We start from the raw sequence: 25,991 nt of genomic DNA, 5'->3' as shown, positions 1-25,991 counted from the left end.
GCTTGCGGCCGCCTTGCGATCGGACCCGAGCCATTTGCCTTGATGGTTTGAAAGAACCTCTTATCTTTCTGATTTCAATGCGTTTCCTGCGAAATACGGTGTTCGCGGCCGGATCGTCCCGAATGCAAAAGGCTGGGGGCAAGAGGTTGTTTCGGGGGCACAAAACGCTATTGTCGCGCCCCGGTCCGGGTGCGGCGTGGCGCTTGGCCGATCGCCATGTCCGTGGCGAACCCATTTTGCGGCCCCGCTAGCACAGACCGCACCAGACCAGGTTTCCAGGACTTTTATGCCAAGCAAGGTTCGCATCGCGCTGGACGCCATGGGAGGCGATGTCGGCCCCGCCGTGGTCATTCCGGGCGCCGCCATCTCGCTGGGCAGGCATCGCGATACCGAGTTTCTGCTGGTCGGCGACCGCGCCAGGATCGAGCCCGAGCTCGATAAGCACCCGAAGCTGAAAGCCGCCTCCAAGATTGTCCATACCGACGTCGCCGTCAGCATGGAGGACAAGCCGAGCCAGGCGCTGCGGCGCGGCCGCAAGACCTCCTCGATGTGGCTCGCGATCGATGCGGTCAAGAAGGGCGAGGTGGATGTCGCGATCTCCGCCGGCAATACCGGCGCGCTGATGGCGATGGCGCGCTTCCATCTGCGGACGCTGCCGGGCATCGACCGGCCGGCCATCTCCGCGATCTGGCCGACCATGCGCGGCGAATCCGTCGTGCTCGACCTCGGCGCCACCCTCGGCGGCGATGCCCACCACCTGGTCTCGATGGCGGTGATGGGCGCGGCCAAGGCGAGCGTGCTGTTCAACAAGACGCGGCCGACGGTCGGGCTGCTCAATATCGGCGCCGAGGAGATCAAGGGCCACGAGGAGATCCGCGAGGCCAGCGAGATCCTGCGGGCGAGGAACCTGCCGGAGCTCGACTATATCGGCTTCGTCGAGGGCGACGGCATCGGCAAGGGGCTGGCCGACGTGATCGTCACTGAAGGTTTCAGCGGCAACATCGCGCTCAAGGCCGCCGAGGGAACCGCGCGGCAGATGGCGGAATTGCTCCGTAACGAGATGCGGCGGAGCTGGCTCTCCAAGCTCGGCTATGTGTTCGCCCGCAGCGCCTTCCAGGTCCTCCGCGACAAGATGGACCCCAACAAGTCCAATGGCGGCGTGCTGCTGGGACTGAACGGGGTGGTGGTCAAGAGCCATGGCGGAACCAACGCCGAAGGCTTTGCCTATGCGATCGATGTTGGCTATGAGATGGCTCACTACGATCTCCTGAACAAGATCAATCAGATGCTCAACCGCGAGGGTGGTGCACTCAGTTCCGTGCAGGCCGCGCAGGAGGCTGTTTCGTGACTCAAATTCGTTCGGTCGTGCTCGGCTGCGGCTCTTACTTGCCGGAGCAGGTGGTGACCAACGCCCAGTTGGCGGCGCGTATCGACACCTCCGACGAGTGGATCGTCCAGCGCACCGGCATTCGCGAGCGGCACATCGCGGCCGAGGGCGAGTTCACCTCGCACCTCGCGATCAAGGCGGCCCAGGCCGCGCTCACTGATGGCGGCGTGGACGCGCAATCGATCGAGCTCATCGTGCTCGCGACCTCGACGCCGGACAACACCTTCCCCGCGACGGCGGTCGCCGTGCAGCACGGGCTCGGCATCAACCATGGCGCGGCCTTCGATCTCCAGGCGGTGTGCTCGGGCTTCGTATTCGCGCTCGCTACCGCCGACAACTTCCTGCGTACCGGCGCCTACAAGCGCGCGCTGGTGATCGGTGCGGAGACCTTCTCGCGCATCCTCGACTGGAACGATCGCGGCACCTGCGTGCTGTTCGGCGACGGCGCCGGCGCCGTGGTGCTGGAAGCGCAGGAGCAGCCGGGCAATGCCGCGACCGATCGCGGCGTCCTGACCACTCACTTGCGCTCCGACGGCCGCCACAAGGCCAAGCTGTTCGTCGACGGCGGGCCGTCCTCGACCCAGACCGTCGGCCATCTGCGCATGGAAGGCCGCGAGGTCTTCAAGCATGCGGTCGGCATGATCACCGATGTCATCGTCGATGCCTTCAACGCGACCGGGCTCAATGCCGACAGCATCGACTGGTTCGTGCCGCACCAGGCCAACAAGCGGATCATCGATGCCTCCGCGCACAAGCTGCATATCGCGCCGGAGAAGGTGGTGCTGACGGTGGACCGCCACGGCAACACCTCGGCGGCTTCGATCCCGCTGGCGCTGTCGGTGGCTCGCAAGGACGGCCGCATCAAGAAGGGCGATCTGGTCCTGCTGGAAGCCATGGGCGGCGGCTTCACCTGGGGTTCCGCGCTGGTGCGCTGGTAAGCCACATCAGATAAAATTTTGCCGGAATCAGCGCCGATTATGAATGCGTCGGCATTGATGAGCGCTGTTGACCGTCGTATCGTAACCTCATAATTTCAGACAACAATTGTTCGCCGTGAGGTGGGGCAGGGCGATGACCGAGACCAGCAAAACCGTAACGCGAGTTGATCTTTGCGAAGCCGTCTACCAGAAGGTAGGTCTGTCGCGCACGGAGTCGTCCGCCTTCGTGGAACTCGTGCTGAAGGAGATCACCGACTGCCTGGAGAAGGGTGAGACGGTGAAATTGTCATCGTTCGGTTCCTTCATGGTGCGCAAGAAGGGTCAGCGTATCGGCCGTAACCCGAAGACTGGCACCGAGGTGCCGATCTCGCCGCGCCGCGTCATGGTGTTCAAGCCCTCGGCGATCCTGAAGCAGCGGATCAATGCCCAGCACCGCACCAACGGCGACGCCACCAAGGCACAACAGGAAGAGGCGTAACCGCCTTTCGGAAAGGACTGGCATTTGGACAAGGCGCCGGATGCGTTCCGAACCATCAGCGAAGTAGCGCAGGAACTCGACATTCCGCAGCACGTGCTGCGGTTCTGGGAGACCCGCTTCTCCCAGATCAAGCCGATGAAGCGCAGCGGCGGACGCCGCTATTACCGCCCCGACGATGTCGACCTGCTGAAGGGCATCCGCCGGCTGCTCTACGGCGAGGGCTACACCATCCGCGGGGTGCAGCGGATCCTGAAAGAGCACGGCGTCAAATCGGTGCAGGGCCTCGCCGACAGCGCGGCAGCAGTCTCGTTCGGAGCCATCGAGGACGCCATCGGGCAGAGCCTGATGGAGCCCGAGGACGAGGCGCCCATCAAGGGCATCACCGACACCGACGATGACGACTTCCAGGGCGATGAGGAGGAAGGCATCGACTTCCGCTTCACCGAGATCGACGACGAGGAGATCCTCACCACCTTCCGCAAGGGCGGCGCCGCCGCCGCACCCGCCGGCCCCAGCGCGGTGGACCGGGAGCGCTTGGGTCGGGCACTTGCCGATCTCGTCGCAGCCAAGGAGATGCTGGATCAGGCGCTGAAGGACGGGTGAAGAGCTGCTTCCCGCCGGCTTTGCGGGCAGTTCCGGGACGGTTTGGGCGGATACACCAAAATGGTGTGACGTCGCCTTGCGCAAAGCGGCGATCCTAGCTAATGGAACGACATTCGGAGCGTGGCGCAGCCCGGTTAGCGCACTAGTCTGGGAGACTAGGGGTCGGAGGTTCAAATCCTCTCGCTCCGACCAACAAAATCAAAGACTTAGCCGGAAGTCAAAAGGGGTGGCTATAAAATTTATAGCCACTATGTAGCCAAAGGGCGGGCGGCTGGAGACTTATGGATCCAAGTGCCTCTGCTAAGTGCCGGTGCGGCAAAGCTCGGTTGCAAGTAACGTTCTGTTTCAAATCGATTGCAATGACGGTTTGTACCCTATTTGTTCTAAATTGATTTGATATCCATTTGCCTCCAACGCCAACACACGGAGGCAATCATTGGCGAACGTTAGAGCACAGGAAGCGGCCGACTACCTCGGAGTCTCGAAATCTTTTTTGGATAAGGCACGCTGCTACGGGACTAACGGTCCCGCCTTTATGCGTTTCGGCAAGGCAGTCGTTTACAGTACTGATGAACTGGATCGTTGGGCGCGGACGTGCACCGCGGGCAACGACAACAAACAAAGCGTGGAGGCGGCATGATCGCCTCGGGCTCGTTCAACCGCACACCCACCGATGCCGAGATCAATTTCCGTTCGCCCTTAGAGGCCAGGTGGGCCGCATTCTTCGATTTGATGGGGTGGAGGTGGATATATGTGCGCTCGGACTTCGAGCGATGGACGGCCGACCTCGTTCTGCGAGGTGTCAGGCAGCGCGTCCTTGTCGAGGTAATCGATATTCGCCAGGCCGATGAAGCACTGTTTGGTCGAGTTTCGCGCGGGGCCATTCACGCTGGTAATGAAACCGATATCCTGATCGTCGGCGCGGAGCCGCTGTGGGAGGTCAAGAATTGGGGCTGCCCCGCATTCGGATGGCTCGGAGAGTACTGCGGTCCCGATGGTGGGCACGGCTGGGGCGAGGCCATCGTGCACGACGGCGGCGGCTTGGGGTTTTGCCACGGTGTCCTCTCGTATCGTAACCGCATTACTGGTCAGCATGATGGAGACTCCGGAGCCGGCAGCGAGGGATACGATGACGCCATTCGTCGCGCCTGGGCGCGAGCGGGCAATGCTGTGCAGTGTCAACAAGACAGCGCAAGCGACAGCGACAGCGTCATCGCGATCGTTGATCGCGCGGTGCGGAAGGCGTCACGAGAAAAGCGTTCGGCTGCCACGTAGGTAGCCGGCGCTTTCTCCCGCACGACTGGCCCTTTGCCGGGTGCAACCACTGATCCAACCACCAAGAGTCTTCGAGATGAAAATTATCGGGCTGCGCCCGGCGCGACCGGGTGCGGGCGCTATTGCGCACGTCGATATAGAACCATCGCCAGGCGTCAGAATCTATGGCGTCCGGGTGTCGCGCTCCGACGACGGTTCGTTCCGCGCATTCGGTCCCGAAAATGAACGTGGGCGCACATGTGCGTTCGACCGCGATGTAGCCAACCAGATTGCTCAACTGACTGTAGCAGGATTGTCGCAGAATGAACGCCTCACTTCGTGAGCCTACTTTTACCGATTCCGTCCGCGCTCACTGCGAAATGCTGCACGGTCTGGCCAAAGGCATTGACGGCGTGCTCGGGGTTTCTGCCTACAACGTGGCTGACAAGGGCAAGGGAACCGTAACGCACCACAGGATCGGCGACGTCGTTGGCATGGTTGCCGCCATCGCCGCCCACCAAGATACGACTGGCACCAACGTCTATGTTGGCTTGCAAGTCATGCGTAGAGGTCTCGGTCGCGGCGAGCGCGGCGGGAAGGATGACGTTATTGCTGTGCTTGGTCTGGTCGCCGACATGGACCACGACACCGGCAAAACGGGAGAACTGCCGTGCCCACCCAGCTACGTCCTCGAAACGTCTCCGGGTAACCAACAGCCTGCGTGGCTGTTCGACAAGCCACTGACTCCAGAGGAGGCTAACCCGCTGGCCGCTGCTCTGCAGCGCGCGACAAGTTCAGACAGTGGCACGAAGGATATCGCACATATCTGGCGCATTCCCGGAACGAAGAATTGGCCTAACGCTGCGAAGCTGAAGCGCGGACGGTCGCCTGAGCCCGCGTCAGTGCATTATGCGCAAGAATGGCACGGCGACTTGGTCAGCGTTGACGAGTTCCGCGCGGCTCTGGCGCCGTGGGCGGTTGCACCCGAGCGCGAGGCGAAACCTGTTGAGCTCGGCGAGTTGCCTGAAGTTGATGGTGTCACGGTGTCCGAGAAGGCAGCCGCTCTACTGGCTGCCAACGACGTTGACGACCGATCAAAGCATGCAAGGGCTGTCATCGAGCAGTTGAACTTCGACGGGCATGGGGCGGAAGAGGCCGCGGCGTTGTTCTTGGCGGCTAAGGGCAACTGGCTCGACCGCTATGCCAACGAGCAACGCGCGCGTACCGACTTCGAGCGGGTGTGGGGGAAGGAGGTTGCAAGGCGCGAAGAGAAGCGCGAGGCAGCGGCGAAGCTGGCTGGTGGGCTGAAGGGCGCGAACGACAACGAAGCTGGCGCTGATACGGATGGGGAAGGCGGAGCCGACGTCACCACCAAAGAGGTGGTGTTCATTGCTACGCCATACGTCCCTGCCGACCCATCGACAATCCCGCGTCGCGAGTGGCTATTCGGAAACCATTACATTCGCAAATATGTCTCGGTGACCGTCAGCCCAGGCGGCTTGGGCAAGACGTCCAACAGCATCGTTGAGGCTCTTTCCATGGTTTCGAGCAAGCCGCTTCTGTCTCCGGAAGGCGGGCTGCTTCCGAGACGGCTCCGGGCATGGCTGTTTAATGGTGAGGACCCGCGCGACGAAATGGTCCGGCGCATCGAGGCCGCGCGCCTACACTACAAGCTCACCGTGGAAGATATCGGCGATAGGCTGTTCCTTGACGTTGGGCGGGAGCGTGAGCTTGTTGTCTTGATTGAGGACAGGAAGGCCGGAATCAAAATTAACGAACCTGTTGTTGAGGCTGTGGTTAAGCAGATCAAGGACAACGAAATCGACGTTATGATTGTCGATCCGTTCGTGTCCACCCACCAGGTGAACGAAAATGATAACGGCGCGATCGACAGGGTCGCCAAGCTATGGGCCAAAATAGCGGACAGAGCCAACTGCTCAGTCGATCTCGTTGCACACACGCGCAAGCTAAATGGCGAGGAGGCAACGATCGATGACGTTCGCGGCGCCGGGTCGTTGATCGGCGCTGCTCGTAGCGTGCGGGTTCTCAACAGGATGTCAAGGGAGCAGGCCAATCTCGCTGGAGTGCCCGAGCGGGACGTTGCTGAGCACTTTCACATAGCCATCGCCAAGGCCAACATGACAAAGCAGGATTCTCGCTTGGAGTGGCGTCGTCTTGAAGGCGTGGGCCTTGGCAACGGCGACGGCATCAGCAAGCCACAGGACCACGTCGGTGTGGTCACACCATGGAAGTTTCCTTCAAAGGAGGCGACGGCGGAGAAGGCCGCCAGCGAGGTAACGGCCGAACAACTGGAGAAGATCCTGGTGAGGCTGAAGAACCAAACTTCCGCATTCGCGAGAAACTCCAGCAGCTGGGCTGGGTTTCACGTGATGGACGCACTTGGCCTCAACCGAGAGAGCAAGGATGGCCGCGATCAGGCCGCGAAGATCATTGGGGGTTTGATTGCAGACGGAACCTTGGTGGTCAAGCAGGAGGAGGACCACCGCCGCCACAAGGCAAATGTGGTCCGCCCGAGGCCGGAATGACCTGCGCGAGTATCTGCGCGAGTACCTGCGCGAGTGCGCGAGTATTTTCCGTTTTTGCACTTGCGCGAGTGCGCGAGTACCACCCTTAGGGGGACTCGCACACCTCGTGCTGTGCGCGACTGTTAGTAGTTTAGAGCTAGAGCACTCGCGCACATTTTTCCTGAAACTCAGAACTCTAATCCTTCCGGTCGCGAATGTCTGGCGAGATGGATCACCCGCTGAATGCAGTTGGCTTTACCAGCACCCGATATAGTGTAGCGACCGCTGCTTTTCGGCGCGTGCCACCAGATTTGTTTGTGGCTGGCGTTTAGCAAGTCGGCGCACCTATCTACACTAGAATCTAGGTGATTTCCTTCCCAGCTGTTTTCGCTAGCAAGTTATTGATCCGTTTAGTCGTGGGGCCGATTTCCTCGCGACAGGATTTACGGCGCGCGCCCACAGCAGCGCCCCGCCGCCAGCACGGGGGCGACATACCTGCGTACGCCCACCGGTGCGCAACCGGAATTTCCCCACACGAAGACCAGAGGAGACCTGGTGAACGCTACGACCAAAACAAATACCGGGCGGCTATTCGCCCGCCTTGCCCGCCTCGGCCGCAAGGATGACGCCGCGTTCCTGGCTAGGCTAGTCGTCGCCCGTAACGCCGTTGCTAACGACAACCTGCCGCCACCGGATGGCATGGGCGTCGATAGCGAATTGATAATGCGGCCTACCGAGGAGGAAATCCGCCGCGCCAGCATTCGTGTTAAGGACGGCAAGCCTGATCCAAATGGCGAGATCGGGCTGCGGTTCAACGACAAGGGTAGGCTGATTGAATATCGCGTAGCGGCCGAAGACGGTACGCCAGCAATAAACAAGGAGGGCAAAGAACTTTGGCTAAGGCCGCGCGAGGGGTATAGGCAGCCGAAGGGCGGCAGGCGCAAGACATCGCGCGAGCTATCCGCGAACAACAGTGCGCACGGCTCGTGGCTCATGTCATTGCGGGGCGCTGGTACTATCCCGCCATCCATGGCACCAGACACGCGATATCCAAGCCTTGGCGAGTTGTTCGACCGGCCGGCCGCAGCCATGGCAGGATTTGCGGTGCCATCAAAGCTCAGGGAGGAGATTGTTGCGCTTGGCGTAGATGGCGGGCGCACGTTGGAACAATGCGCCGACGCCAACCCTTTTGCGACGATTGCGCGCCGCAAGGTAGGCATTGCCTGGAAGGTCGACTTCCTGGCTGGTAAGCCAGATTCCGGTGGCACTGCTACGGAAGGATCGTTTGTTGGTGCGCCAGACGCGGCCGAGATGACAATGATTGCGACCATGGACGCCAATGCGGTCAAGATCGGCGATAAGCTTGAAATGGCACTTGCTGGCATGACGTTGCGTGAGATCGCGGTGGCTCATGGGCACAACGACAACAAGGGTGGTGAGGAATGGGCCGCCAGGGCTGTGGACAAAGAGATAGAGGAATTGAAAAAAGTTGCGGCCTGATGCCGCCTAAATGGCGTCTCGGGACCTTGGTTGAGTGAGGGGCAAAAATCCCTTTGGCGAGCTACGTCACGTCGGCATGAAGTAATTTGAGGCATTGTGCCATTTGAGAGGCCGCTCAGCACGCTTCGCTCGCCACTCAATTCCCTGCTGCTGCGCGTTAGCACAGCAGCATTATCTTCCCGGCGCCATGCTCCACGCTCGCAAGCCAGTCGACGTTATCGCTGAGGAGCTATGGGACCATGATGACCCGGACAGCGCAGCGGAGGATATCATTGATGCACTTGAGCAAGCCGGTTGGCGTTTAGTGTTTGTTCCCAGTGATGAGCAAACATTGGTGGTGTGACCGACCAGCGCTCTGCCCAAGCCGCTGAGTACCGCAAGCTTTACAGCACGGCTCGGTGGCGCAGGCTTAGAGAGGCGCAGCTGGCCGAGCAGCCACTGTGTCAACGATGTCTGGCAATGGATGTGGTTGAGGTGGCTACCGTTGTGCACCATGCTCACGGTGGCCATAAGGGCGATGTAGAGCGGTTCTGGTCAGGCCCATTCGAGTCCTTGTGTAAGCCGCACCACGATAGCGAAGGCCAGCGCGAGGACTTGGGGCAGGTGGTGGTGACGTTTGGCCACAATGGGTGGCCGGTTTAATGTATACCACATGCCAAAGCAATAATATAACAATGTGCGTCACACATCGGCAACTTTATTTCGATATCTCCATGGTATAGCAATAAAATTGCCCTGTGCGGGGGTGTATTGAAACTTGCTTACGTTCGCAAATAACTACCGGCGGCCCCCCGTTTCACACGCATCTGCAATTCAAATGTTGGGTCTAAATCGTGGCTAGGCCGCGAATTCCGAAGGCCAAGGCGAAGCTTGAAGCGCGCGACAAGATAAACGCTGGTCGCTTTAAGAACCGAAAAGAGCCGCACACAGACGCCGAGCTTGGCGATCCACCCGAGTGGATGGGCGGCGAACAGCGGTTGGCCTGGCGGACATTCCAACGAGAAATTCCGTGGCTCAACGCGTCGCATCGTGGCGTTGTCGAGATCGCAACGATCATTAGAGCCAGGCTTATGGCCGGCGAGGAGTGCGGCGTCCAGACCCTCAATCTGTTGCGGCAATGCCTTGGATCGATGGGCGCCACACCGTCCGATGCAAGCAAGGTAACGTTGCCCGATAATGACGAGGAAGAAGACGATCTCCTCGACTAACCCGGCGCTAGCTCGGGTTTCGGCTTACGCACAGGCGGTACTTGATGGAATTGTTGTCGCTGGCCCTCATGTACGAAATGCCTGCCGTCGTCATTTCAGCGATCTGGCCCACGCTGCCAAGCGTGGAATATTTTGGGATGATGATGCAGCTGCTCGGGTATTCCGCTTCTTTGAAGAGAAGCTGAAGCTCAGCGAAGGCCAATTTGATAATCAGCCATTCGTCCTGCAGCCGATGCAGGTATTCATTCTCGGTTCGTTGTTCGGATGGAAGCGAGCAGACGGTACCAGGCGGTTTCGGCGGGCCTACATTGAGGCCGGCAAGGGGTGCGGTAAGTCGCCTTTGGTCGGTGGCATTGGGCTGTATGGTCTGATCGCGGATAGCGAGGCCGGCGCGCAAATATATGCTGCGGCGGCCACCAAAGACCAGGCTGGCATTCTATTCCGCGACGCTTGCAAGATGGTCCGGCAGTCTCCGGATTTGGCGCGTCGTGTGAAGTTCAGCGGCGGGTTCGCGCGGGAATACAATATCGCGCATCACAGGTCGCAGTCGTTCTTTCGGCCGATGTCTCGCGAAGCCGGCAAGACCGGTTCGGGTTTGCGGCCTCATTTCGCGCTCTGCGATGAGGTGCACGAGCATCCCGGGCCCGAGATTATGCGTATGCTGGAGGCGGGTTTTAAGTTCCGCAGGCAGCCGCTTCTGGTGATGATTACCAACTCTGGCAGTGATCGGCTGTCAGTGTGTTGGAAAGAGCATGAGATGGCCTGCAATGTGGCAGCAGGCACCCAGACGCCAGACGAAGTTTACGAGTACGTCGGCGAAACATGGGACGGTTCGGACGAATATTTCTCTTATGTCTGCGCGCTCGACAAGGACGATGACCCGCTAGAGGATCCGTCCTGCTGGATTAAGACCAACCCGTTGTTGGGTATCACGGTCAGCAAGGAATACATCGCGTCGCAGGTTGCGTTCGCAAAGAACTTTCCGAGCGACGCGCCTGGCGTGCTCAGACTTTACTTTTGCGTATGGACAGATGCCCATACGGCCTGGATGCCGCGCAAGACGGTCGAGTCCGTAATGACTGACTTTGATCTGGAGCAGCATAAGGGCAAGCCAGTTTTTCTTGGGGTCGACCTTTCTTCGCACAAGGATATGACTGCGGTGGCGTATGTGACGCCAACCGGCCACAAAGAGGTCAAGCGGCCTGACGGCAGCGTTTTCTTGGCTCCGACGTTTGATGCCTGGGTTGAGCCATTCACCCCGGCGGATACGTTGAGGCAGCGCGCGGCCGAGGATAAGGCGCCATACCTGCAGTGGGTGAAGGACGGGTACCTTCACGCTATTCCCGGCGAGCGCATTCGATACGATTACGTTGCGTACGATGTGCAGCAGGCCAGTAAGAAGTTTGATATCAAGGCCGTCGCTTACGATAACTACGCTTTCGCCGAGTTTCAGGAAGAGTGCGGCAAGATTGGCTTGGAGCTGACTTACCGAGACCACCCTCAGGGTGGAAACCGGCGTAACAAGCCCAGCGAAGAGCTCGTTGAGAAGGCGAGGGCCGAAGGACTTCCAGAGCCTGGTGGTTTGTGGATGCCGGGCTCAATTCGCGAACTGGAATCGCTCATAATTGATGGGCGCATTAGGCTGCGCAGCAGCCCGGTTCTCATGACCGCACTTATGGCGGCGACATTCAGCACGCCAGATCCGCTCGGCAACAAGTACCTCGTCAAAGACAAGTCCCACAGGCGCATTGACGCTGCTGTAGCGCTCTGCATGGCGGTCGGTGCCGCAGTTGACGGGGCTGGAGACGGTGGTCGCGTAGCTTCTCCATGGGATGATCCGAGCTTCTCGCTCGCACAGATTGGCGCTTAATTGATGTGGCCTTTTGACAGGGCGAATAAAAGCGAGGCCAGAAACATCCAAAACCCGACGATTCCGGTTAGTTCTCCGGATTTTCTGGCGTTTTTTGGCTTAAACCAAGCGAATCTGCCGCATGTCACGGTCGATAGTGCACTTACTGTGCCTGCTGTTGCTGCTGCGGTTGCTTTTCTCTCTCGCACGATGGCTGCTCTGCCACTTCATGCGTATCGAGACACGAAGGACGGGCCGAAGAAGGTCAGCGGCAAACTTGAGTCTGTTATCCATGACGCGCCGAACGACGAAATGGATAGCTTCAAGTTTCGGCAGTATTTTTGGCAGCAAGTCTTTACGGGTGGCCGCGGGCTAGCGTGGATTGAGCGTGCTCCTCAGGGGATCGAGGCTATTTGGCCGATGAACCCCTACAAGACGACCATTCGTCGCTCGGGGCTGAAGCTAGTCTATAGTTTTGACGGCAAGGACTATCCGTCAGAGGACATTATCGACCTGCCGTTTATGCTGCGCCCATGTGGTGTTCGGCACTACGGCCCGATCGTTCTTGCTTCTAAGGCCATTCAACTCGCCCTTGCTATGAACGATTATGCCAGCAACTTCTTTGCTGGCGGTGGCGTCCCTCCATTGGCCCTGGTTGGTCCATTGCCGGCTGGCGCCGAGGCCATCAAGCGCGCGCAGGCAGACATCAAGCGCGCCATTGATGCGGCCAAGTCAAAGAACGACGCTGTTTTTCCTGTTCCCTCCGGCTATGAACTGAAGCCAGTCGGGTTTGATCCTGAGAAGGGTCAGATGACCGATGCGCGGCGGTTCCAGATCGAGGAAATCGCGCGAGCGTATCAATTGCCTCCGGTGTTCCTGCAGGACCTGACGCGGGCGACGTTCAGCAACGCTGAGCAGCAGGACCTCCATTTGGTCAAACACCTAATCGGCCAGTGGTCGGAGGCGTTTGAGGGCGAGCTTAACCTGAAGCTGTTTGGCCGCGGCAACAACAACCGCTATGTCGAGCACAATCTTGATGGACTACTTCGTGGCGACTTCGCCAGCCGGATGACCGGTTATGCGACCGCAATCCAGAACGCTATTCGCACGCCAGACGAAGTGCGCGCGCTGGAGAACCTGCCTGCGAAGGGCAGCGAGGCTGACAAGCTTCTAATTCAGGGCGCCACTGTGCCGCTAGGCACACAGCCTGTCGTGCCAACGCCGACGAATGACAACAAGCAAGGCTCGGTCGCGGGCAATGCTCCCAAGGAACCCAAAGCAGCATGACTGAGATTGAGCGGCGTTACGGCCGGCTTGGCGTAGAGGCGCGGGCCACTGATGATAAGCGGACGCTTGTCGGCTACGCCGCTGTATTCAACAGCGACACCACGATCGGCGATTATTTTATTGAGCGAATTGCGCCTGGCGCGTTCTCAACGGCCATCGGTGGTGACGTGCTGGCTTTGGTTGCGCACGATTACGCTCGTGTAATCGGCAGGACGAAATCCAAAACCCTGCGCCTCAGCGAAGATGATCGCGGCCTGAAGGTTGAGATCGACGTACCGAACACCACGGATGGCAACGACCTTTGGGAGTTGGTCGAGCGTGGCGATGTTACAGGAATGAGCTTTGGTTTCCGGGCCACAAAGCAGGAATGGGATGACACTGGGGAAATCCCCAAGCGCACGGTTCTTGAGGCCGAGCTCTACGAAGTGACCGCTACGGCGGTCCCGGCCTATCCGGACACTACCCTCGCAGCGCGCTCACTAGAGGCGGCGCGCAAGGAATTGGAAAAGCGTGCCGCCAATGACGCTGCTGCCAAGAAGCGCATCGCGGAGAAGCGCGCGAGGTTTGAACAGCGAATTCGGGGCATCCGGCAGGACGCACCGTAGTCACCCGGCGCAGCCGGAGGGCGGACGCACGACGTCCTGCCATTTGTCACAGCCGCAGAGCGGCATTTTAATTGAGGATACATTTACATGCCTACCCTTACTGAACTCCAGGAAAAGCGCGGCACGCTGTTGACGCAGGCTCGCGCAGCGCTTGATGAAGTTGGCAAGAACACCGACGAGTCGCGCACGGCCGAACTCGAAAAACGTCATGACGACATTATGGCCGAGTTCGACAAGGTCGAGAAGCAGATCGAGCGCGAAGAGCGCGTTGCTGCGGCCGAGAAGGCTGCCGAGGAGCGTGCAGCGGCTGCTCGCAAGGCCAAGCGTCCGATTTCCGGTGGCGAGGATGAAGGCCGCGGCGCGGAAGAGGGCGATAAACCTGAGTATCGCCAGGTGTTCTTTAAATTTCTTGCTGGCGGCGCTGACATCACTGTGCTTGGGCCGGAAGAGCGCGCCGTTCTGCGTGCTGGCGTTGTTCAGGACATGGAAAAGCGTATCCAGACTGGCGGCACCAACTCGGCCGGCGGTTATACCGTTCCTACCGAGCTGCAGGACATGCTCGTTCGGTCGATGAAGATGTGGGGTCCGATGTATGACGGCTCCATCGTCAGCGAGATGAACACTTCGTCCGGCAATCCACTGCCGATTCCGACTGTTGACGACACGTCGAAAACCGGTGTGCAGGGCACGGAAGGCACCGCTCTTACCGACGACGGTTCGGCTGATGCGGTCTTCGCCCAGAAGCAGCTTGAGGCTTACGACTTCAATACGAAGTTTGTTAAGTTCTCCTGGCAGCTGGCGCAGGATTCTATCTTCAACATGGAAGCTCTGCTTGCCGATTTGCTTGGCGAGCGCCTCGGCCGCCTGTCGAACTCACAGCTCACGACCGGCACCGGTTCCTCGGCGCCGAATGGCATCGTGACTGCCGCTAGCGCCGGCAAGACCGCTGCATCGGCCACCGCTATCGTCTACGACGAAATTATTGACTTGGTCCACGCGATCGATCCGGCCTATCGCCAGTCGCCGAAGGTCCGCTTCATGTTTAACGACCTGACGCTGGCGGCCCTCCGCAAGCTGAAGGACGGCGACGGCAAGTACATCTGGACCATGGGCGACGTGAAGGCCGGTGTCCCCGGTACGTTGCTTGGTTACAATTACAGCATCAACCAGGCTATGGCGACCATTGCCACCGGCAATAAGACCGTGCTGTTCGGCGACTTCGGCAAGTATTGGGTGCGCAAGGTTGGCGCACCTGTCATTGGCGTTCTTCGCGAGCGGTTCTGGCCGGATCTCGGCATTGCCGGACTGATCCGGTTTGACGGTGAGCTGCTCGACACCGCTGCTGTCAAGTATCTCGTTCAGCCGTAGCCTAATATGGGGCGGCCTAATCGCCGCCCCATCCTTCTGAGGAGAGTTTGATGGCTGATAATACCTACACCACCAAGGTGTACGAGACGGATGGTGGCAACACTCTCGTCATTGCCAACGGCGGCAAGATCAAGATTGAGACGGGTGGTCAGATCGTGCCGAACAGCGGCACGCAGGCGGCAGCTTTGACGCCTCCTGCTGCCACTGCCGCAACGAACACCAGCCCCTACGGATACTCGCAGGCTCAGGCCGACGCGATCGTTACGTGGATCCGGGCTGCTGACGCGGCGCTTAAGGCGGCCGGTATCACCGCGTAATGCTTCTGCGCATGACCACAAGTGTCGCCGGGCCTGGGTTCGACCTTCAACCCGGCGACGAAACCGATCGCTTCTCTGGTGAGGAGGCCATGCGTCTTATCGCGTCTGAGTACGCCGTGCCTGTTACTGGCGAGCTAATTGAGCGCGCTATTGCCGTCGAGCCAGCTCTTGAAATCCGCCGCCGTGGTCGTCCCCGCAAGGCAGTTTAATCCATGTGGTATCCGGCCAGCGTTACCGTTGCCGCTACTGAAGCGCCCGTCACGATTGATGAGGTGAAGCTGCGTCTGCGCATCGACGCGGCCGATGACGAGACCGACGTCCAGCTTATGATTGCTGGTGCCACTGGTTACGTTGAGAAATACTGCAATACGCGGCTCGCAACGCAGACCGTCATCCTCAAGTGTGACAGATTCTCTGATTTTGAGTTTCTGCCCGAGGCGCCAGTGCAGTCGGTGTCTAGCGTGACATACATTGACGCCACTGGTGCAGTTCAGACGCTCAGTACCGACGTTTACGAGTTGCGTGCAGACGGTCTAGAGGCTGCGATCGTTCTGAAATTCGCTCAGCAGTGGCCGGCCACCCAGATTGGCTCGCGCATCACGGTTACCGCCGTTGTCGGATACGCCGCTGCGCCTGATGCGATAAAGAATGCAATTCTACTGCTCATAGGTGGCATGTACGCTAACCGCGAGCCGGCTGACATTGCCGCGGCGGCGCGCGCTGTGCCTGGCGCTCTTTGGATCGCTGGCTGGTCGACAGTTGATAGCCTTTTGGCGAATTACCGCCGAGGCGCGTGACGTGTGGATCGCATAACGGCTCTTGTTGCGATCGCGCATCTTAAGCTGCGGCTCGCCATTCTAGAACGACACCCTGACCTATTAGGCACGGAAATGGAAATCAGGCGCCCGATGGAATTGGCTGGCCTCAAGAGCAGGCTGGCGCGAGCCAAAAAGACCGAGTCCGACATCGCGGAGACCGGCAAACGGTACGATGCGGTCCTGGACCAGATTGACGAGGCGCACGGTGCGGCCAAGGCCAACGTCGGGCACCTTGAGCAGTATGCTTCTGAACTGCGTAGCACGATTGAGGGAATGGTCGCTGGCGATAACGGCGCCCCTACGGATGGGGACCAGGCTGGCCCCGATTCAGCACCAGCCGACAGACCCCCTTACATTTCATAACCTAAGGATTTTTTCAGATGGCTGACATCGCAATTACCGCAGCTAACGTCATCGGTGATGGTGGCTCGCCGCGTGAGACCATGACCGCTGGCGTGGCCATCACTGCGGGCCAGTACGTCTATCTGGACAGCACCACCAATACGTACAAGCTGTCAGATTCCAACGCGGCAGGTGCCAAGACCTGCCGTGGCGTCGCGCTGAACAGCGCCGCTGCAGGCCAGCCGCTGACCATCCAGAAGGGCGGCCCGGTTACGGTGGGCGGCACGCTCGTAAAGGGCACCACGTATTGCCAGTCGACCACGCCTGGCGGCATTTGTCCGCAGGCGGATATCACCACGGGAGGTGACGTGGTTGTCCTAGGTGTTGCTACCAGCACCACTCAGCTTCTGCTCAATATCCAGGCTCCGGGCATCACGCTCTGATGGCTGAGTTCAGCTTCATAAACGGCACTTTCGTCAAGGCGAGCGCCAGTTTTACGCCGTCTGCGGCGTCCTACACAGCTGGCAACATCATCGATACGGCGAAGGAGTTTGTTTTTGCCGATCGGCTCGGTAGGCTAGTCCCTCCAGGCTCGCTCATTCGCATGCTGAGTTCGATCGTCAAGATCGATGCCAGCGCCGTCATCTCAGGCGAGGGGGCGTATACGGCTCACACCTATAGTGTCACCCCGCCGAGCGCTCGTGCGAACAACACCGCCTGGGCTCGCGCCTCCGGAGACCTATCGGCTTACCGCGGCTCGCTCGCTCTCGGTGCGCCCGTCGCGGCTGGTGGCACCTGCTATGTGAAGACGCAGTTCACGGATTCACAGGACTTCGAACTGTCCGGCAGCAGCCTGTTCGTTGAGCTGGTCAATGCAGGGACGTTCACTGCAGCCGCCGTTGCGCGCCAGATCTGGCTCTATGGATTCATCGTCTAACCGTGTCGACTAACCCAAATACGTCTCGGCGCCTGCTCACTCTCCTTGGGAGTGCTTCAGCTTCCTCATACGCATCCTCTGCCGCGCCCGCTGGCTGGCACTGGGAATTTGTCACGGAAAACGGCGTCCGCGTCACTGAGAACAGCACTCCCGTCGTCGAACTTGTGAGGAACTGAAATGGTTGAACTCGTCTCCACCAAACGCATCAAGCTCGAAAAGCTCAAGAGAGCCATTGCGAAGGCAAGGATTTCCAATCCGGTTGATGCTGCCGTAGCCGGCACACTTCCGACCATCACCACGGCCTTTGATGCCACGCTGGCAACGTTCTTCCAGCCGCAAGACTCGGTAGCTGGGACGGTCCCCGCCTTCAATCTGTTGGGCGGCAACGCGCTGGATTTCGGCCTCGTCGCAACCGGCGTGCATGGCTATCAGGTCTCCGCGACGCAGTCGAACACGGGTGCAGTCTCCAACCAACTGGTGCTGGAGTTTGATAGTGATGCGCCCAAGATTATGGTGCGCGGTGCGCAGGGGACTTGGCGCGTCGAGGTCAACGGGCAGTTTCTTTCCAAGACGGGCAACGCGACGGCGGCCGGCGGCGGCGAGCAACAGCTTGTTCTTGACTGGAGCGGCGTGCGATCGCTGCGCTCGTATCGCTTCCATCCTGTCTCTGGCGGGTGGTTTAGCCGCGTCGGCGTCGATGCCTTGAGCCGCGTTTCTCGGCCACGCAAGGAGCGTGTGCGGGCCGTCTTTGCGGGCGACAGCTACACCTCGGGAACGGGCGCGACCTACGGTGATAGCGATTGGGCGAGCATCGCGGCCTATCTTCTTGGTATCGATGATCCCTGGCACTCAGCTCTGACCGGAACCGGCTTCCTCAATCCAGGAACGACTTGGACGGCACGCAGCCATGTCAGCGACATCACGGGCGCAAGCCCCGATCTGGTTGTTATCGCCTACGGCACCAACGATACGGGCCTGAGCGGTATTCAGGCCGAAGTGCTGCTCTACCTGCAAACGATCCGCGCTTCTCTCGCCAATGTGCCCATTGTGGTGCTTGGTCCGTGGCCGAAGGCGACCGGCCCCTCGGCGGCTATCCTGACCGTTGAGAGTGCCGTCTCGGCAGCGGTGACGCAGTTCAATGACCCGCTTTGCGCCTTCGTTCCCGTATCCGCCGATACCGTCGGCTCATGGGTGTTCGGCACTGGTTTTGTCGGAGCCACGAACGGCAGTGGCAATTCCGATGTCTACATTGACACGGACGGGATTCATCCAAGCAACGCCGGTCATGAGTTCCTTGGGCGCCGCGCTGCGGCGGGGATCGCTACTGCGCTGATGGCGATGTAGTCGTTCGCTCCCTCAGGGAGTGAGACGACCTAGCGCCTGTTTCTCGCGGCGATCGGCGTCATTGCGCAGTGCCTCGACGACCAGAAGCCAATCGGTCGGCAGAAAATCATCCCCATGTCAACGGCTGCTTGGCTGATCCCTGCAGACCGTCCTCGATCACGTCGGCCAGTTGGCTCATGCGTTCATGCTGCATCTGATTCTCCGCTAGTCTTTCCGGACCGTTTTCCAACAAACCCGCTCGCCGTCAACGGCACGTGGCCCTTGTTCCTAAAGCCATGTGTTTGCGGTTAGTAACCAGCACGCCAAGCGATTGATATCTCGATAGAAAATGCAAGCCGGCACTCTCAACAAACGGGCAACGTTCCGCTCTCTGGTCACCACGCCAGATGGCGCGGGCGGCCAAACGCAAAGCTGGCTGGATTACATCACGGTCTGGGCGCAGTTCTCGCCCGAGCGCGCGAGAGAGAGGCTCCAAGAGGGCCGCATTGCCGATAATCAGGCTGGTGTTCTGAGGGTGAGGTCCAGCACGGCAACCAGGCTGATAAATGACACCTACAGGGTGGTGCTGGACGAAGTTACTTACAACGTGCGCAGCCACGCGAACCCCGACCAGCGCAACGATATGCTGGAATACATCGTTGAGACGGATGGGACCGAAAATGGGCTGTGACACCTGCATCAAACTGCGTAAGGCGGCCTTTGCGGCAATCCGAACGGTGCTGCCGAAGGCGAGGGAGGGTGATGCCGATAAGCGCGAAGTACCAGGCGCGAAGCCGCGCGATAATTGAGCGACGGCTGGCCGGGTTGGCCCCAAACGCCGCCGCGGCCGCATCAGCAGCCATTGAGCTTGGTGCAAAAGAACTAGCCTCCGCAATCCAGGCTCGAGCACCGTCAAAGTCCGGCGACTACAGAAACAGTATTCAAGCCGTTCCGCTCGCGGGCCGAAATGACCTGACGTCCAAAGTCATCGGCATAAAAGCCACCAAAGATAAGAACGCTTGGGGCATCGTCGCAGACTTCATTTGGCGATTTCTTGAGTTCGGCACTCGCCAGCACACCATCAAGGCGAAGAACAAGCCAGCCTTGGTGTTCACCGCCAAAGACGGCAATAAGGTGGTTACTCAGCAGGTAGACCATCCCGGCACGGCTCCGCACCCACACATTTTCAATACGTACCAAGAGATGCGGCAGCGCATCAGGCGCCGAATCGCCAACGCAATCAACAAGGGTCTGAAGAATCGTGTCTGATGGATCGGTAGAGCTTCAGACGGCAATTTACACCACCCTAAACTCTCTTTCGCCAGCGTTGGCTTCTGGTGGGATATTCGCCCCCGCGCCGCAGAACACGCCGCTCCCGTATGTAGAGGTACAGGACGGGTCGGGCATAGCAAATGACGTTGTAGGCCGCAATGGCTTACAGGAATTGGTCAACGTGCATGTTTGGACAAATCCAGGCAGCTTTGTGCCCGCTAAGCAGATCATTTCTAGAATTCGTGACGCGCTTCACCTGAAGAATTTGGCTGTTTCGGGTCAGTCATATGCGTCCGTGGTTGTAAGCAGTACCCGCGTTTTCAACGACGAAGATGGCACGTCAATTCATGGCGTTGTCTCATTGACAGTCAATCACTTTGGGGCAGAGGAGTCCTAATCTATGAGTCAGCAGAACGCCAGAGAGCTTGTGATTAAGCGTGGCGACGGCGCTTCGCCGGAAGTGTTCTCGTTTGTTTGCGGTATCAAGACCCGCTCGTTCAAGATGTCGAACGCGTCCATTGATACCACCGTTCCGAACTGCGATGATCCATCTGAGCCGATCGTGGCGACGGCGCGTCCCGGCCGCCAGACAATTGAGTTCTCTGGCAACGGTCTCTTCGACAGCAACGCGGCCGGCAAGGCCATCGCCGATGCCGCTCGCACTCAGGCCATCAACATCAACTATCAGGTTATCGTACCTGGCTACGGCACCTTCGAAGGCCCGTTCTTTATTTCGGACTTTGAATGGAGTGGCGACATGGAGAACCCCCTTGAGTTCTCTGCGAAGTGGACGCCTCTCGACGCCTCGCTGTTGACGTTCACCGCGGAGGCTTAATGTCGATCGCGTATAACGAGGAAAGGGGCGAGAAGCCCCTTTCAATCGGCGGCACGGAGATTGTTGTTGCCGCCGAGATGGGGAGGCTGGCTGCGCTTTCTTCTCGCCTTGGGGCAAGCAGTTTCGTTGAGATGTATAGCAAGCTGGCTGGAGCCGAGATCAACGCGGTTATGGCCGCCGTAGAGCTCCTGGCGGTTCGGGGCGACGCTGCCAAGGCCATTAAAGGAATGACCCTCGCCGATCTCCCGAAGTGTGTTGACGCCATTATGGCCGTTTTCGCCCATCACGCGGAGAAGGTGCCGGGAAACGATCAAGCCGCCAGGGAGAAGGCAGAGGCGAGCGATTCCCTTGGCGGGAATACCTAGGATTCGCGTCCGTCAGGTTGCGATGGAGTCCATCTGAGTTCTGGGCTTCGACGCTCACCGAATTCATGGTTGCTGTTGAGTTTTGGTGCGACGCTAACGGCGTCAAGAAATCAGATGGTGAGACTCTAAGCAGAGAGCGCTTGGAGGAGCTCAAGGCCAAGTACGGCTAGTGTATACTGGCCCGGATGGGTGAATGGCTGACGATACCGACCAGCTTGTAATATCGATCTCTGCTGATACCTCACAGATTGATCGAGCTATTAACCGGCTTCTTGGCACGGTTAATAGCTCGACGCGCGGCATCGAGACGGCATTCACCCGCACTGGTGCGGCGATGGATGGTGTTGGCATCAGCGCCACCAAGCTGCAACAGCAGATCAATGCGTTGACTGGTATAAATACCAGCATGAAGAGCCGCGCCGCCGACGTGGAGGCATATGGCGCGCAACTAGACATCCTGCGCGCAAAGTACAATCCGTTGTTTGCTCTTAGCAAGCAGTACGAGACCGAGCTTGATGGAATTAACAAGGCAGCCAAGGTTGGTGCGATCACCAGCGCTGAGCAAGCCGCGGCCATTGATGACCTGAACGATAGGTACACATCGGCACAGACTGGCGTTAAAGGGTTGACGTCGTCGCATACCGGGCTGTCTGCGCAAGCCATGGCTGCGCAGCACTCGGTTCGAAGCCTCGTTGAGCAGTTGGCGCTAGGCATTCCGCCGTCGCAAGCGCTGACGGGGCAACTGAACCATCTTTCGTTTGCAGCCTCTGGGCCTGGCGGGTTGGGCGGCGCCTTCAAAGACGCAGCCAAGCCACTAGCTGGTCTTCTTTCGACGAGCGTTCTGACGTTCGCCGGCATTGCCGCCAGCGTCGGTGGCGCTGCTCTCGCCGTTAACAAGTATCTTTCTGCACAGGAGAAGGTCCAGACGTCATTGCTTGGCGCCGGCCGCGCGTCGGGGGCCACTGCTGGAAGTATCAATTCGGCTGCCGGAGCAGGCGCGTCCGCCTTCGGCCTGTCTGTGGCCGAGGCCCGCGACCTTGCGTCTGCTCTGGCAGCGACTGGGAAGGTTGCCAGCGAGGATATTCTGCCCATCGTCAAGATGGGGCACGACATTGCCATCGCGTTTGGCACAGACGCTAAAGGCGCGACAGAGCTGCTCGCTAAGGCGTTTTCGGATCCTGTAGCCGGGGCGGACCAGCTAAATCAGCGCCTAGGGTTCCTTGATGCCGCTACCAAGCAAAACATCACAAACCTTGTTGCCCAGAACAAGCAATTTCAAGCAAGCCAAGTACTAATCAATTCGGTCAAAAGCAGCGTTGAAGACTTCGCCAACGTCGAGTCTGCCGCGGCCAAGGGTTGGACCGCTATCGGCAACGCCGCGTCAAATGCGTTTGACTCAGTGGGGCAGTTTTTTGCCAAAACTCTCGGCTTGGGCAGATCTCTTGAAGAACAGTTGAGCGAGGCAAAAAACAAGCTTGACGAACTAAAGTCCACTGGCGGGAACACGCTGAATTTTGAAACTGGCCTCGGCGTCTTCGGAAACAACATTAGGGCGATTGCGGACCAGCAGGCCGTGGTCGACAAACTATCGCGCGCTTACGAAAATATGGCGAGCGCATCCGCGCGCGCTCAGGCTGCTCAGCAATCATTTGTACAGCAGAGCACTATTCGGAATCTGACTCCTGAGATCGCGCAACAGGAAACACTGAACAACCAGCTTAAGGTTATGACTGGGCTGTTTGATCAGTTGTCCAGTAGTGAAGGTGCTGGGGAAACACTCAGGCAGTTGGGGCTGACGTTTGAGCAGATTTCTGTGGCAATTAAAAAGGCCCAAACTGCTGTTATATCGTTCAAAACCGACTATCAGCAGGCCTTGGATGCACAGAAGATCCAGCTTCAAAGCATCACTGCGTTCTCGCCAAGCGCTAAGGGCGACGTGGCGTATCAGGAAACTTACAACGCTTCGCTAAGGCAATACCAAGACAACACCAAGGCCGCTACCCTTGCGGAGGGCGCGCGCGCCATCGCCATTAAGCAGGCAACTACGGCGCTGTCCGAGCAGGCACGCGCGCAAATCCTATCGTCCAGGCAGGCTATCGATACCGCTCAATTGGATATCACGCTAGTCGGCAAATCCGTCGAGCAGCAATCCCTGTTGCGCGCCAACCTTGCCGCGCGCCAACAGCTCGAGCAAACTGCATCACAGACCCGCACGGCGTTCAACGAGGCTGAGTATCAGCAGCTTGTAAAGAACAATGCCGAGGCCGCGAAGAGGGTGCAAGTGGCCGCGCAGTTGACTGCGCAAGACAACGCGAACTTCAGTGTCCAGACTGCATTTTTATCCGACGTGGACCAGCAGGTTGCATCCGTGCAAAGACAGTTACATGGCAACGCGTGGCCTGAGTTCATGAATGATGGACTCGCCGCAACCATGCGTGTTGCCGACGCCCTAAAGGGGATTTCGTCTGCCCTGTCGAATGATCTAACGTCTGGACTTACAGACATCGTTTCGGGAACGAAGACTGCTAAGGACGGATTTTCGTCGATGGCAGCCGCGATCATCAAAGATATCGAGCAGATGATCATCAAGCTCTATATCGTTGCACCACTAATCAAGTCGATAGGCGGCGGGTTTAGTTCGCTGGGGATCGGCGAATCGGCTGGAGCGTCTGCGCAGGCTGCATCCGCCAGCACGCTAGCAAACAACACTGGAGGCGCCTTCTTCGGCCCCGGCTTTGACGGGGGTGGCTATACAGGCCCGGGAGGCAAGTACCAACCAGCCGGTATCGTCCACAAGGGCGAATTCGTTTTCGACCAAGACGCCGTAAATCGCATTGGTGTTGGAAACCTCACGCGGCTGCAAAGGGGGTACGGCAGTGGTGGATACGTCGGCATGCCATCAGTTCCCACGACCATGGGGCACGGCGATGGCGGTGGAGAAATCACCATTAACAACTACGGCGATAATCAGGTGACGGCGCAGAAAACGCCCAACGGCGGCACGATGATTTCTATCCGCAAAATGGTCGATCAGGCGGTTGGCGATTCCATGTCGAGCGGCACAGGACGTCGAGTGCTGTCAAATCAGTACGGCGTCAAACAGTTCATGGGGTCGTAAAGCATGACAATGCCAACATGGCCCGCGGGTGTCCCGAGTGTCCCGAGGCTGGATGACTTCCAGCCGGTTCAGCGGCTTCTCCCTCCTGTTGCTACAGATATGGAAGGCGGCAACGTGCGCTTGCGCACGCGTCCCGGAGACAATGTCGGCACGCTTCCGCTGCGCGTGCGAATGACCTTCGCGCAGTTTCAGACATTCACCACTTGGTGGAAGACGACGCTAAACAACGCGACCGCACGATTTACTGCAAACGTGTTTCTTAGCGATGGCTGCTACAACAAAGTTTGCCAATTCACCAAGGATGGCATGCCGCAAGAGCAATTTGTAAGCAGCGGTGTAATTGACGTCTCCATGACCCTTCGAGTTTACGACATCTGATGCCGACCCACAGCGAAGCGTTGCAGGAGGCATACGCCTCTTGCCCTCCGAGCGCACGTGTCTATTACACGTTGGAAATTTGGCAATCGTCGTTTGATGAACCCGCTCGCATTGTCGCCAACGTCGGCGATGATATGGAGTTCGGCATTGAGATCGGCGCTCCGCGCAACAGCGGCGAGACCGTCACCTTCATTGCGTGTCCGTTTGAGGCCGATTACCCCGAGCAGCGCGAAGGCCAGCCGCCATCGACCACCATTAAGATCGACAACGTCAATCGCGAGTTGATCCCGAAGATACGAGCCGCGCAGGGCGTGCGGGAATACATCACCGTCCTCTATCGCGAGTATCTCGGCAGCGACTTAAACGAGCCGGCTTACGGCCCGGTGGAATTCGAACTGCGCGGGGTCAAAGTGGTGGGCGCGTCGATGAGCGGCACGGTGGTGGTGAAGAACCTGCAGAACAAGCGGTTTCCGCGCATCACTAAGAATTACGATTATGTGCAGTTCCCGAGCCTGCTGCCGTGACACGCGCCGAATTCCTCACGCCTCTGATCGGCGAGCCCTGGGCCTGGCAGGCGCGAAACTGTTGGGATTTTGCCCGCCACGTCCAGCGCGAGCTGTTCGGTCGCGAACTGCCCGGGATATCCGTTCCATCCGACTTCTCGCGGCGTTGGGTGCTGGCCGAGTTCGACAGGCATCCCGAGCGTGAGCGCTGGCAGCCTGTTGTGGAAGGCCCTGGAGGCCTGGTGACAGCCGCAGATGGGGCCATGGTGCTGATGGCGCATGCGCGTTTTCCGGCACATATCGGCGTCTGGCTTAAGCCTGAGGGCCGCGTGATTCATTGCGACAGCAAGACCGGTGTCGCCTGCGAAACGCCTCTGGCTCTGCGCCAGATGGGCTGGAAGCGGCTGACGTTCTACGAGCCGATGGAGTAGTTCGATGTGCACCTGCAATCAAACGAAATTCACTATCAAAGTGCCGGTGTTCGTCGTTCCGCTAGGTGCTGACGATGTTCTCGAGCATCGTAACCACGAATTGAAACGTCTTCGCTTCGTCGTCGAGCGGCATGGAGATGTCAGCATTCTTGACTGCAGCTATGATCGATCGATGGAAATCGGCCGCGGCTGACGGGCCTTGCGTCTTCGAGATGTTAATGACGGCCTGCTGGTAGCACGTCAGAAATGTCATCATCGCCGCGCGTGTCTGTTCAATCGTTAGGTCGGCGCTGAATTGGAATTTCTCGGACATTTGGCCTCGCTCCTGCTCAATCCGGCCTAAGAACTAT

Annotated in this window: 30 protein-coding genes and 1 tRNA gene; 30 read left to right on the top strand and 1 reads right to left on the bottom strand. The window is 59.0% G+C overall.

Annotated elements, in window-relative coordinates; all coding sequences use genetic code 11:
* Nucleotides 1–286 precede the first annotated feature (286 nt).
* The 30 genes from plsX to P6U28_RS16130 all read left to right on the top strand — a co-directional run bounded on the left by plsX (nt 287) and on the right by P6U28_RS16130 (nt 25,641).
* A complete protein-coding gene (gene plsX, locus P6U28_RS16275) occupies nt 287–1,348 on the top strand; it encodes a phosphate acyltransferase PlsX (protein WP_122402944.1) in 1,062 nt (353 codons plus the stop codon).
* Nucleotides 1,345–2,325 (top strand): beta-ketoacyl-ACP synthase III, encoded by a 981-nt coding sequence (locus P6U28_RS16270; RefSeq protein ID WP_122402945.1) that lies wholly within the window; start codon nt 1,345–1,347, stop codon nt 2,323–2,325. The genes plsX and P6U28_RS16270 overlap by 4 nt, the downstream gene beginning before the upstream one ends.
* A 133-nt stretch (nt 2,326–2,458) precedes the next feature.
* Nucleotides 2,459–2,803 (top strand): integration host factor subunit alpha, encoded by a 345-nt coding sequence (locus tag P6U28_RS16265; RefSeq protein ID WP_162500246.1) that lies wholly within the window; start codon nt 2,459–2,461, stop codon nt 2,801–2,803.
* A 24-nt stretch (nt 2,804–2,827) separates the two neighbouring features.
* Nucleotides 2,828–3,406: a MerR family transcriptional regulator gene (locus P6U28_RS16260; protein WP_122402946.1), complete on the top strand. Its 579-nt coding sequence runs from the start codon at nt 2,828–2,830 to the stop codon at nt 3,404–3,406.
* Nucleotides 3,407–3,520: 114 nt separating this feature from the next.
* Nucleotides 3,521–3,598, top strand: a tRNA-Pro gene (locus P6U28_RS16255).
* Between the two features lie 444 nt (nt 3,599–4,042).
* Nucleotides 4,043–4,681, top strand: coding sequence for a hypothetical protein (locus P6U28_RS16250; RefSeq protein ID WP_407122771.1), 639 nt, complete (start codon nt 4,043–4,045; stop codon nt 4,679–4,681).
* A gap of 76 nt (nt 4,682–4,757) precedes the next feature.
* Complete coding sequence (locus P6U28_RS16245) at nt 4,758–5,003, top strand: hypothetical protein (protein WP_407122770.1); 246 nt, start codon at nt 4,758–4,760, stop codon at nt 5,001–5,003.
* Nucleotides 4,984–7,206 (top strand): AAA family ATPase, encoded by a 2,223-nt coding sequence (locus tag P6U28_RS16240; protein WP_407122769.1) that lies wholly within the window; start codon nt 4,984–4,986, stop codon nt 7,204–7,206. The genes P6U28_RS16245 and P6U28_RS16240 overlap by 20 nt, the downstream gene beginning before the upstream one ends.
* A 534-nt stretch (nt 7,207–7,740) precedes the next feature.
* Complete coding sequence (locus tag P6U28_RS16235; RefSeq protein ID WP_407122768.1) at nt 7,741–8,685, top strand: hypothetical protein; 945 nt, start codon at nt 7,741–7,743, stop codon at nt 8,683–8,685.
* Nucleotides 8,686–9,518: 833 nt separating this feature from the next.
* Complete coding sequence (locus tag P6U28_RS16230; protein WP_407122766.1) at nt 9,519–9,893, top strand: hypothetical protein; 375 nt, start codon at nt 9,519–9,521, stop codon at nt 9,891–9,893.
* Nucleotides 9,862–11,763, top strand: a complete 1,902-nt coding sequence (locus P6U28_RS16225; protein ID WP_407122764.1) for a terminase large subunit — start codon at nt 9,862–9,864, stop codon at nt 11,761–11,763. Before P6U28_RS16230 ends, P6U28_RS16225 begins: the two co-directional genes overlap by 32 nt.
* Nucleotides 11,764–11,766: 3 nt before the next feature.
* A complete protein-coding gene (locus tag P6U28_RS16220; RefSeq protein ID WP_407122763.1) occupies nt 11,767–13,029 on the top strand; it encodes a phage portal protein in 1,263 nt (420 codons plus the stop codon).
* Nucleotides 13,026–13,634 carry an HK97 family phage prohead protease gene (locus tag P6U28_RS16215; RefSeq protein WP_407122762.1) on the top strand — a complete coding sequence of 203 codons (609 nt, stop codon included), beginning with the start codon at nt 13,026–13,028 and terminating at the stop codon, nt 13,632–13,634. Before P6U28_RS16220 ends, P6U28_RS16215 begins: the two co-directional genes overlap by 4 nt.
* Nucleotides 13,635–13,721: 87 nt before the next feature.
* Nucleotides 13,722–15,002, top strand: coding sequence for a phage major capsid protein (locus P6U28_RS16210; RefSeq protein WP_407122761.1), 1,281 nt, complete (start codon nt 13,722–13,724; stop codon nt 15,000–15,002).
* Nucleotides 15,003–15,052: 50 nt separating this feature from the next.
* Entirely contained in the window at nt 15,053–15,319 is a 267-nt protein-coding gene (locus P6U28_RS16205; RefSeq protein WP_407122760.1) for a hypothetical protein, read from the top strand.
* A gap of 212 nt (nt 15,320–15,531) precedes the next feature.
* Nucleotides 15,532–16,116, top strand: a complete 585-nt coding sequence (locus P6U28_RS16200; protein WP_407122759.1) for a phage head-tail connector protein — start codon at nt 15,532–15,534, stop codon at nt 16,114–16,116.
* A gap of 3 nt (nt 16,117–16,119) precedes the next feature.
* Nucleotides 16,120–16,500, top strand: coding sequence for a hypothetical protein (locus P6U28_RS16195; RefSeq protein ID WP_407122758.1), 381 nt, complete (start codon nt 16,120–16,122; stop codon nt 16,498–16,500).
* Nucleotides 16,501–16,517: 17 nt separating this feature from the next.
* On the top strand, nt 16,518–16,922 hold the full coding sequence (locus tag P6U28_RS16190) for a hypothetical protein (protein WP_407122756.1): 405 nt from the start codon (nt 16,518–16,520) through the stop codon (nt 16,920–16,922).
* The gene (locus tag P6U28_RS16185; protein ID WP_407122755.1) at nt 16,922–17,416 is read left to right on the top strand and encodes a hypothetical protein; all 495 of its coding nucleotides are present in this window, start codon (nt 16,922–16,924) and stop codon (nt 17,414–17,416) included. The genes P6U28_RS16190 and P6U28_RS16185 overlap by 1 nt, the downstream gene beginning before the upstream one ends.
* A gap of 177 nt (nt 17,417–17,593) precedes the next feature.
* On the top strand, nt 17,594–18,760 hold the full coding sequence (locus P6U28_RS16180; protein WP_407122754.1) for an SGNH/GDSL hydrolase family protein: 1,167 nt from the start codon (nt 17,594–17,596) through the stop codon (nt 18,758–18,760).
* 328 nt (nt 18,761–19,088) lie between these two features.
* Nucleotides 19,089–19,430 carry a phage head closure protein gene (locus P6U28_RS16175; protein ID WP_407122753.1) on the top strand — a complete coding sequence of 114 codons (342 nt, stop codon included), beginning with the start codon at nt 19,089–19,091 and terminating at the stop codon, nt 19,428–19,430.
* Nucleotides 19,431–19,501: 71 nt separating this feature from the next.
* The gene (locus P6U28_RS16170) at nt 19,502–20,008 is read left to right on the top strand and encodes an HK97 gp10 family phage protein (protein ID WP_407122752.1); all 507 of its coding nucleotides are present in this window, start codon (nt 19,502–19,504) and stop codon (nt 20,006–20,008) included.
* Complete coding sequence (locus P6U28_RS16165) at nt 20,001–20,408, top strand: DUF3168 domain-containing protein (protein ID WP_407122751.1); 408 nt, start codon at nt 20,001–20,003, stop codon at nt 20,406–20,408. The genes P6U28_RS16170 and P6U28_RS16165 overlap by 8 nt, the downstream gene beginning before the upstream one ends.
* A gap of 3 nt (nt 20,409–20,411) precedes the next feature.
* Nucleotides 20,412–20,846: a phage tail tube protein gene (locus P6U28_RS16160; protein WP_407122750.1), complete on the top strand. Its 435-nt coding sequence runs from the start codon at nt 20,412–20,414 to the stop codon at nt 20,844–20,846.
* Nucleotides 20,846–21,211, top strand: a complete 366-nt coding sequence (locus P6U28_RS16155) for a hypothetical protein (RefSeq protein WP_407122749.1) — start codon at nt 20,846–20,848, stop codon at nt 21,209–21,211. Before P6U28_RS16160 ends, P6U28_RS16155 begins: the two co-directional genes overlap by 1 nt.
* A 17-nt stretch (nt 21,212–21,228) precedes the next feature.
* Nucleotides 21,229–21,381 carry a phage tail assembly chaperone gene (locus P6U28_RS16150; protein WP_407122748.1) on the top strand — a complete coding sequence of 51 codons (153 nt, stop codon included), beginning with the start codon at nt 21,229–21,231 and terminating at the stop codon, nt 21,379–21,381.
* Between the two features lie 23 nt (nt 21,382–21,404).
* Nucleotides 21,405–24,329: a phage tail length tape measure family protein gene (locus tag P6U28_RS16145; protein WP_407122747.1), complete on the top strand. Its 2,925-nt coding sequence runs from the start codon at nt 21,405–21,407 to the stop codon at nt 24,327–24,329.
* A 3-nt stretch (nt 24,330–24,332) separates the two neighbouring features.
* A complete protein-coding gene (locus tag P6U28_RS16140; RefSeq protein WP_407122745.1) occupies nt 24,333–24,707 on the top strand; it encodes a hypothetical protein in 375 nt (124 codons plus the stop codon).
* A complete protein-coding gene (locus P6U28_RS16135; RefSeq protein WP_407122743.1) occupies nt 24,707–25,231 on the top strand; it encodes a DUF1833 family protein in 525 nt (174 codons plus the stop codon). The genes P6U28_RS16140 and P6U28_RS16135 overlap by 1 nt, the downstream gene beginning before the upstream one ends.
* Complete coding sequence (locus P6U28_RS16130; RefSeq protein WP_407122742.1) at nt 25,228–25,641, top strand: hypothetical protein; 414 nt, start codon at nt 25,228–25,230, stop codon at nt 25,639–25,641. The genes P6U28_RS16135 and P6U28_RS16130 overlap by 4 nt, the downstream gene beginning before the upstream one ends.
* A gap of 61 nt (nt 25,642–25,702) precedes the next feature.
* Here the strand turns inward: P6U28_RS16130 and P6U28_RS16125 are convergent, their stop codons facing one another.
* Nucleotides 25,703–25,954: a hypothetical protein gene (locus P6U28_RS16125; protein ID WP_407122741.1), complete on the bottom strand. Its 252-nt coding sequence runs from the start codon at nt 25,952–25,954 to the stop codon at nt 25,703–25,705.
* Nucleotides 25,955–25,991 lie beyond the last annotated feature (37 nt).

The sequence above is a fragment of the Bradyrhizobium sp. STM 3561 genome (assembly GCF_045571455.1).
In the GTDB taxonomy this organism is placed as follows: domain Bacteria; phylum Pseudomonadota; class Alphaproteobacteria; order Rhizobiales; family Xanthobacteraceae; genus Bradyrhizobium; species Bradyrhizobium vignae.
Note: the sequence above shows the minus strand (reverse complement) of the source record. Positions and strands in the feature narration are given on the sequence as shown.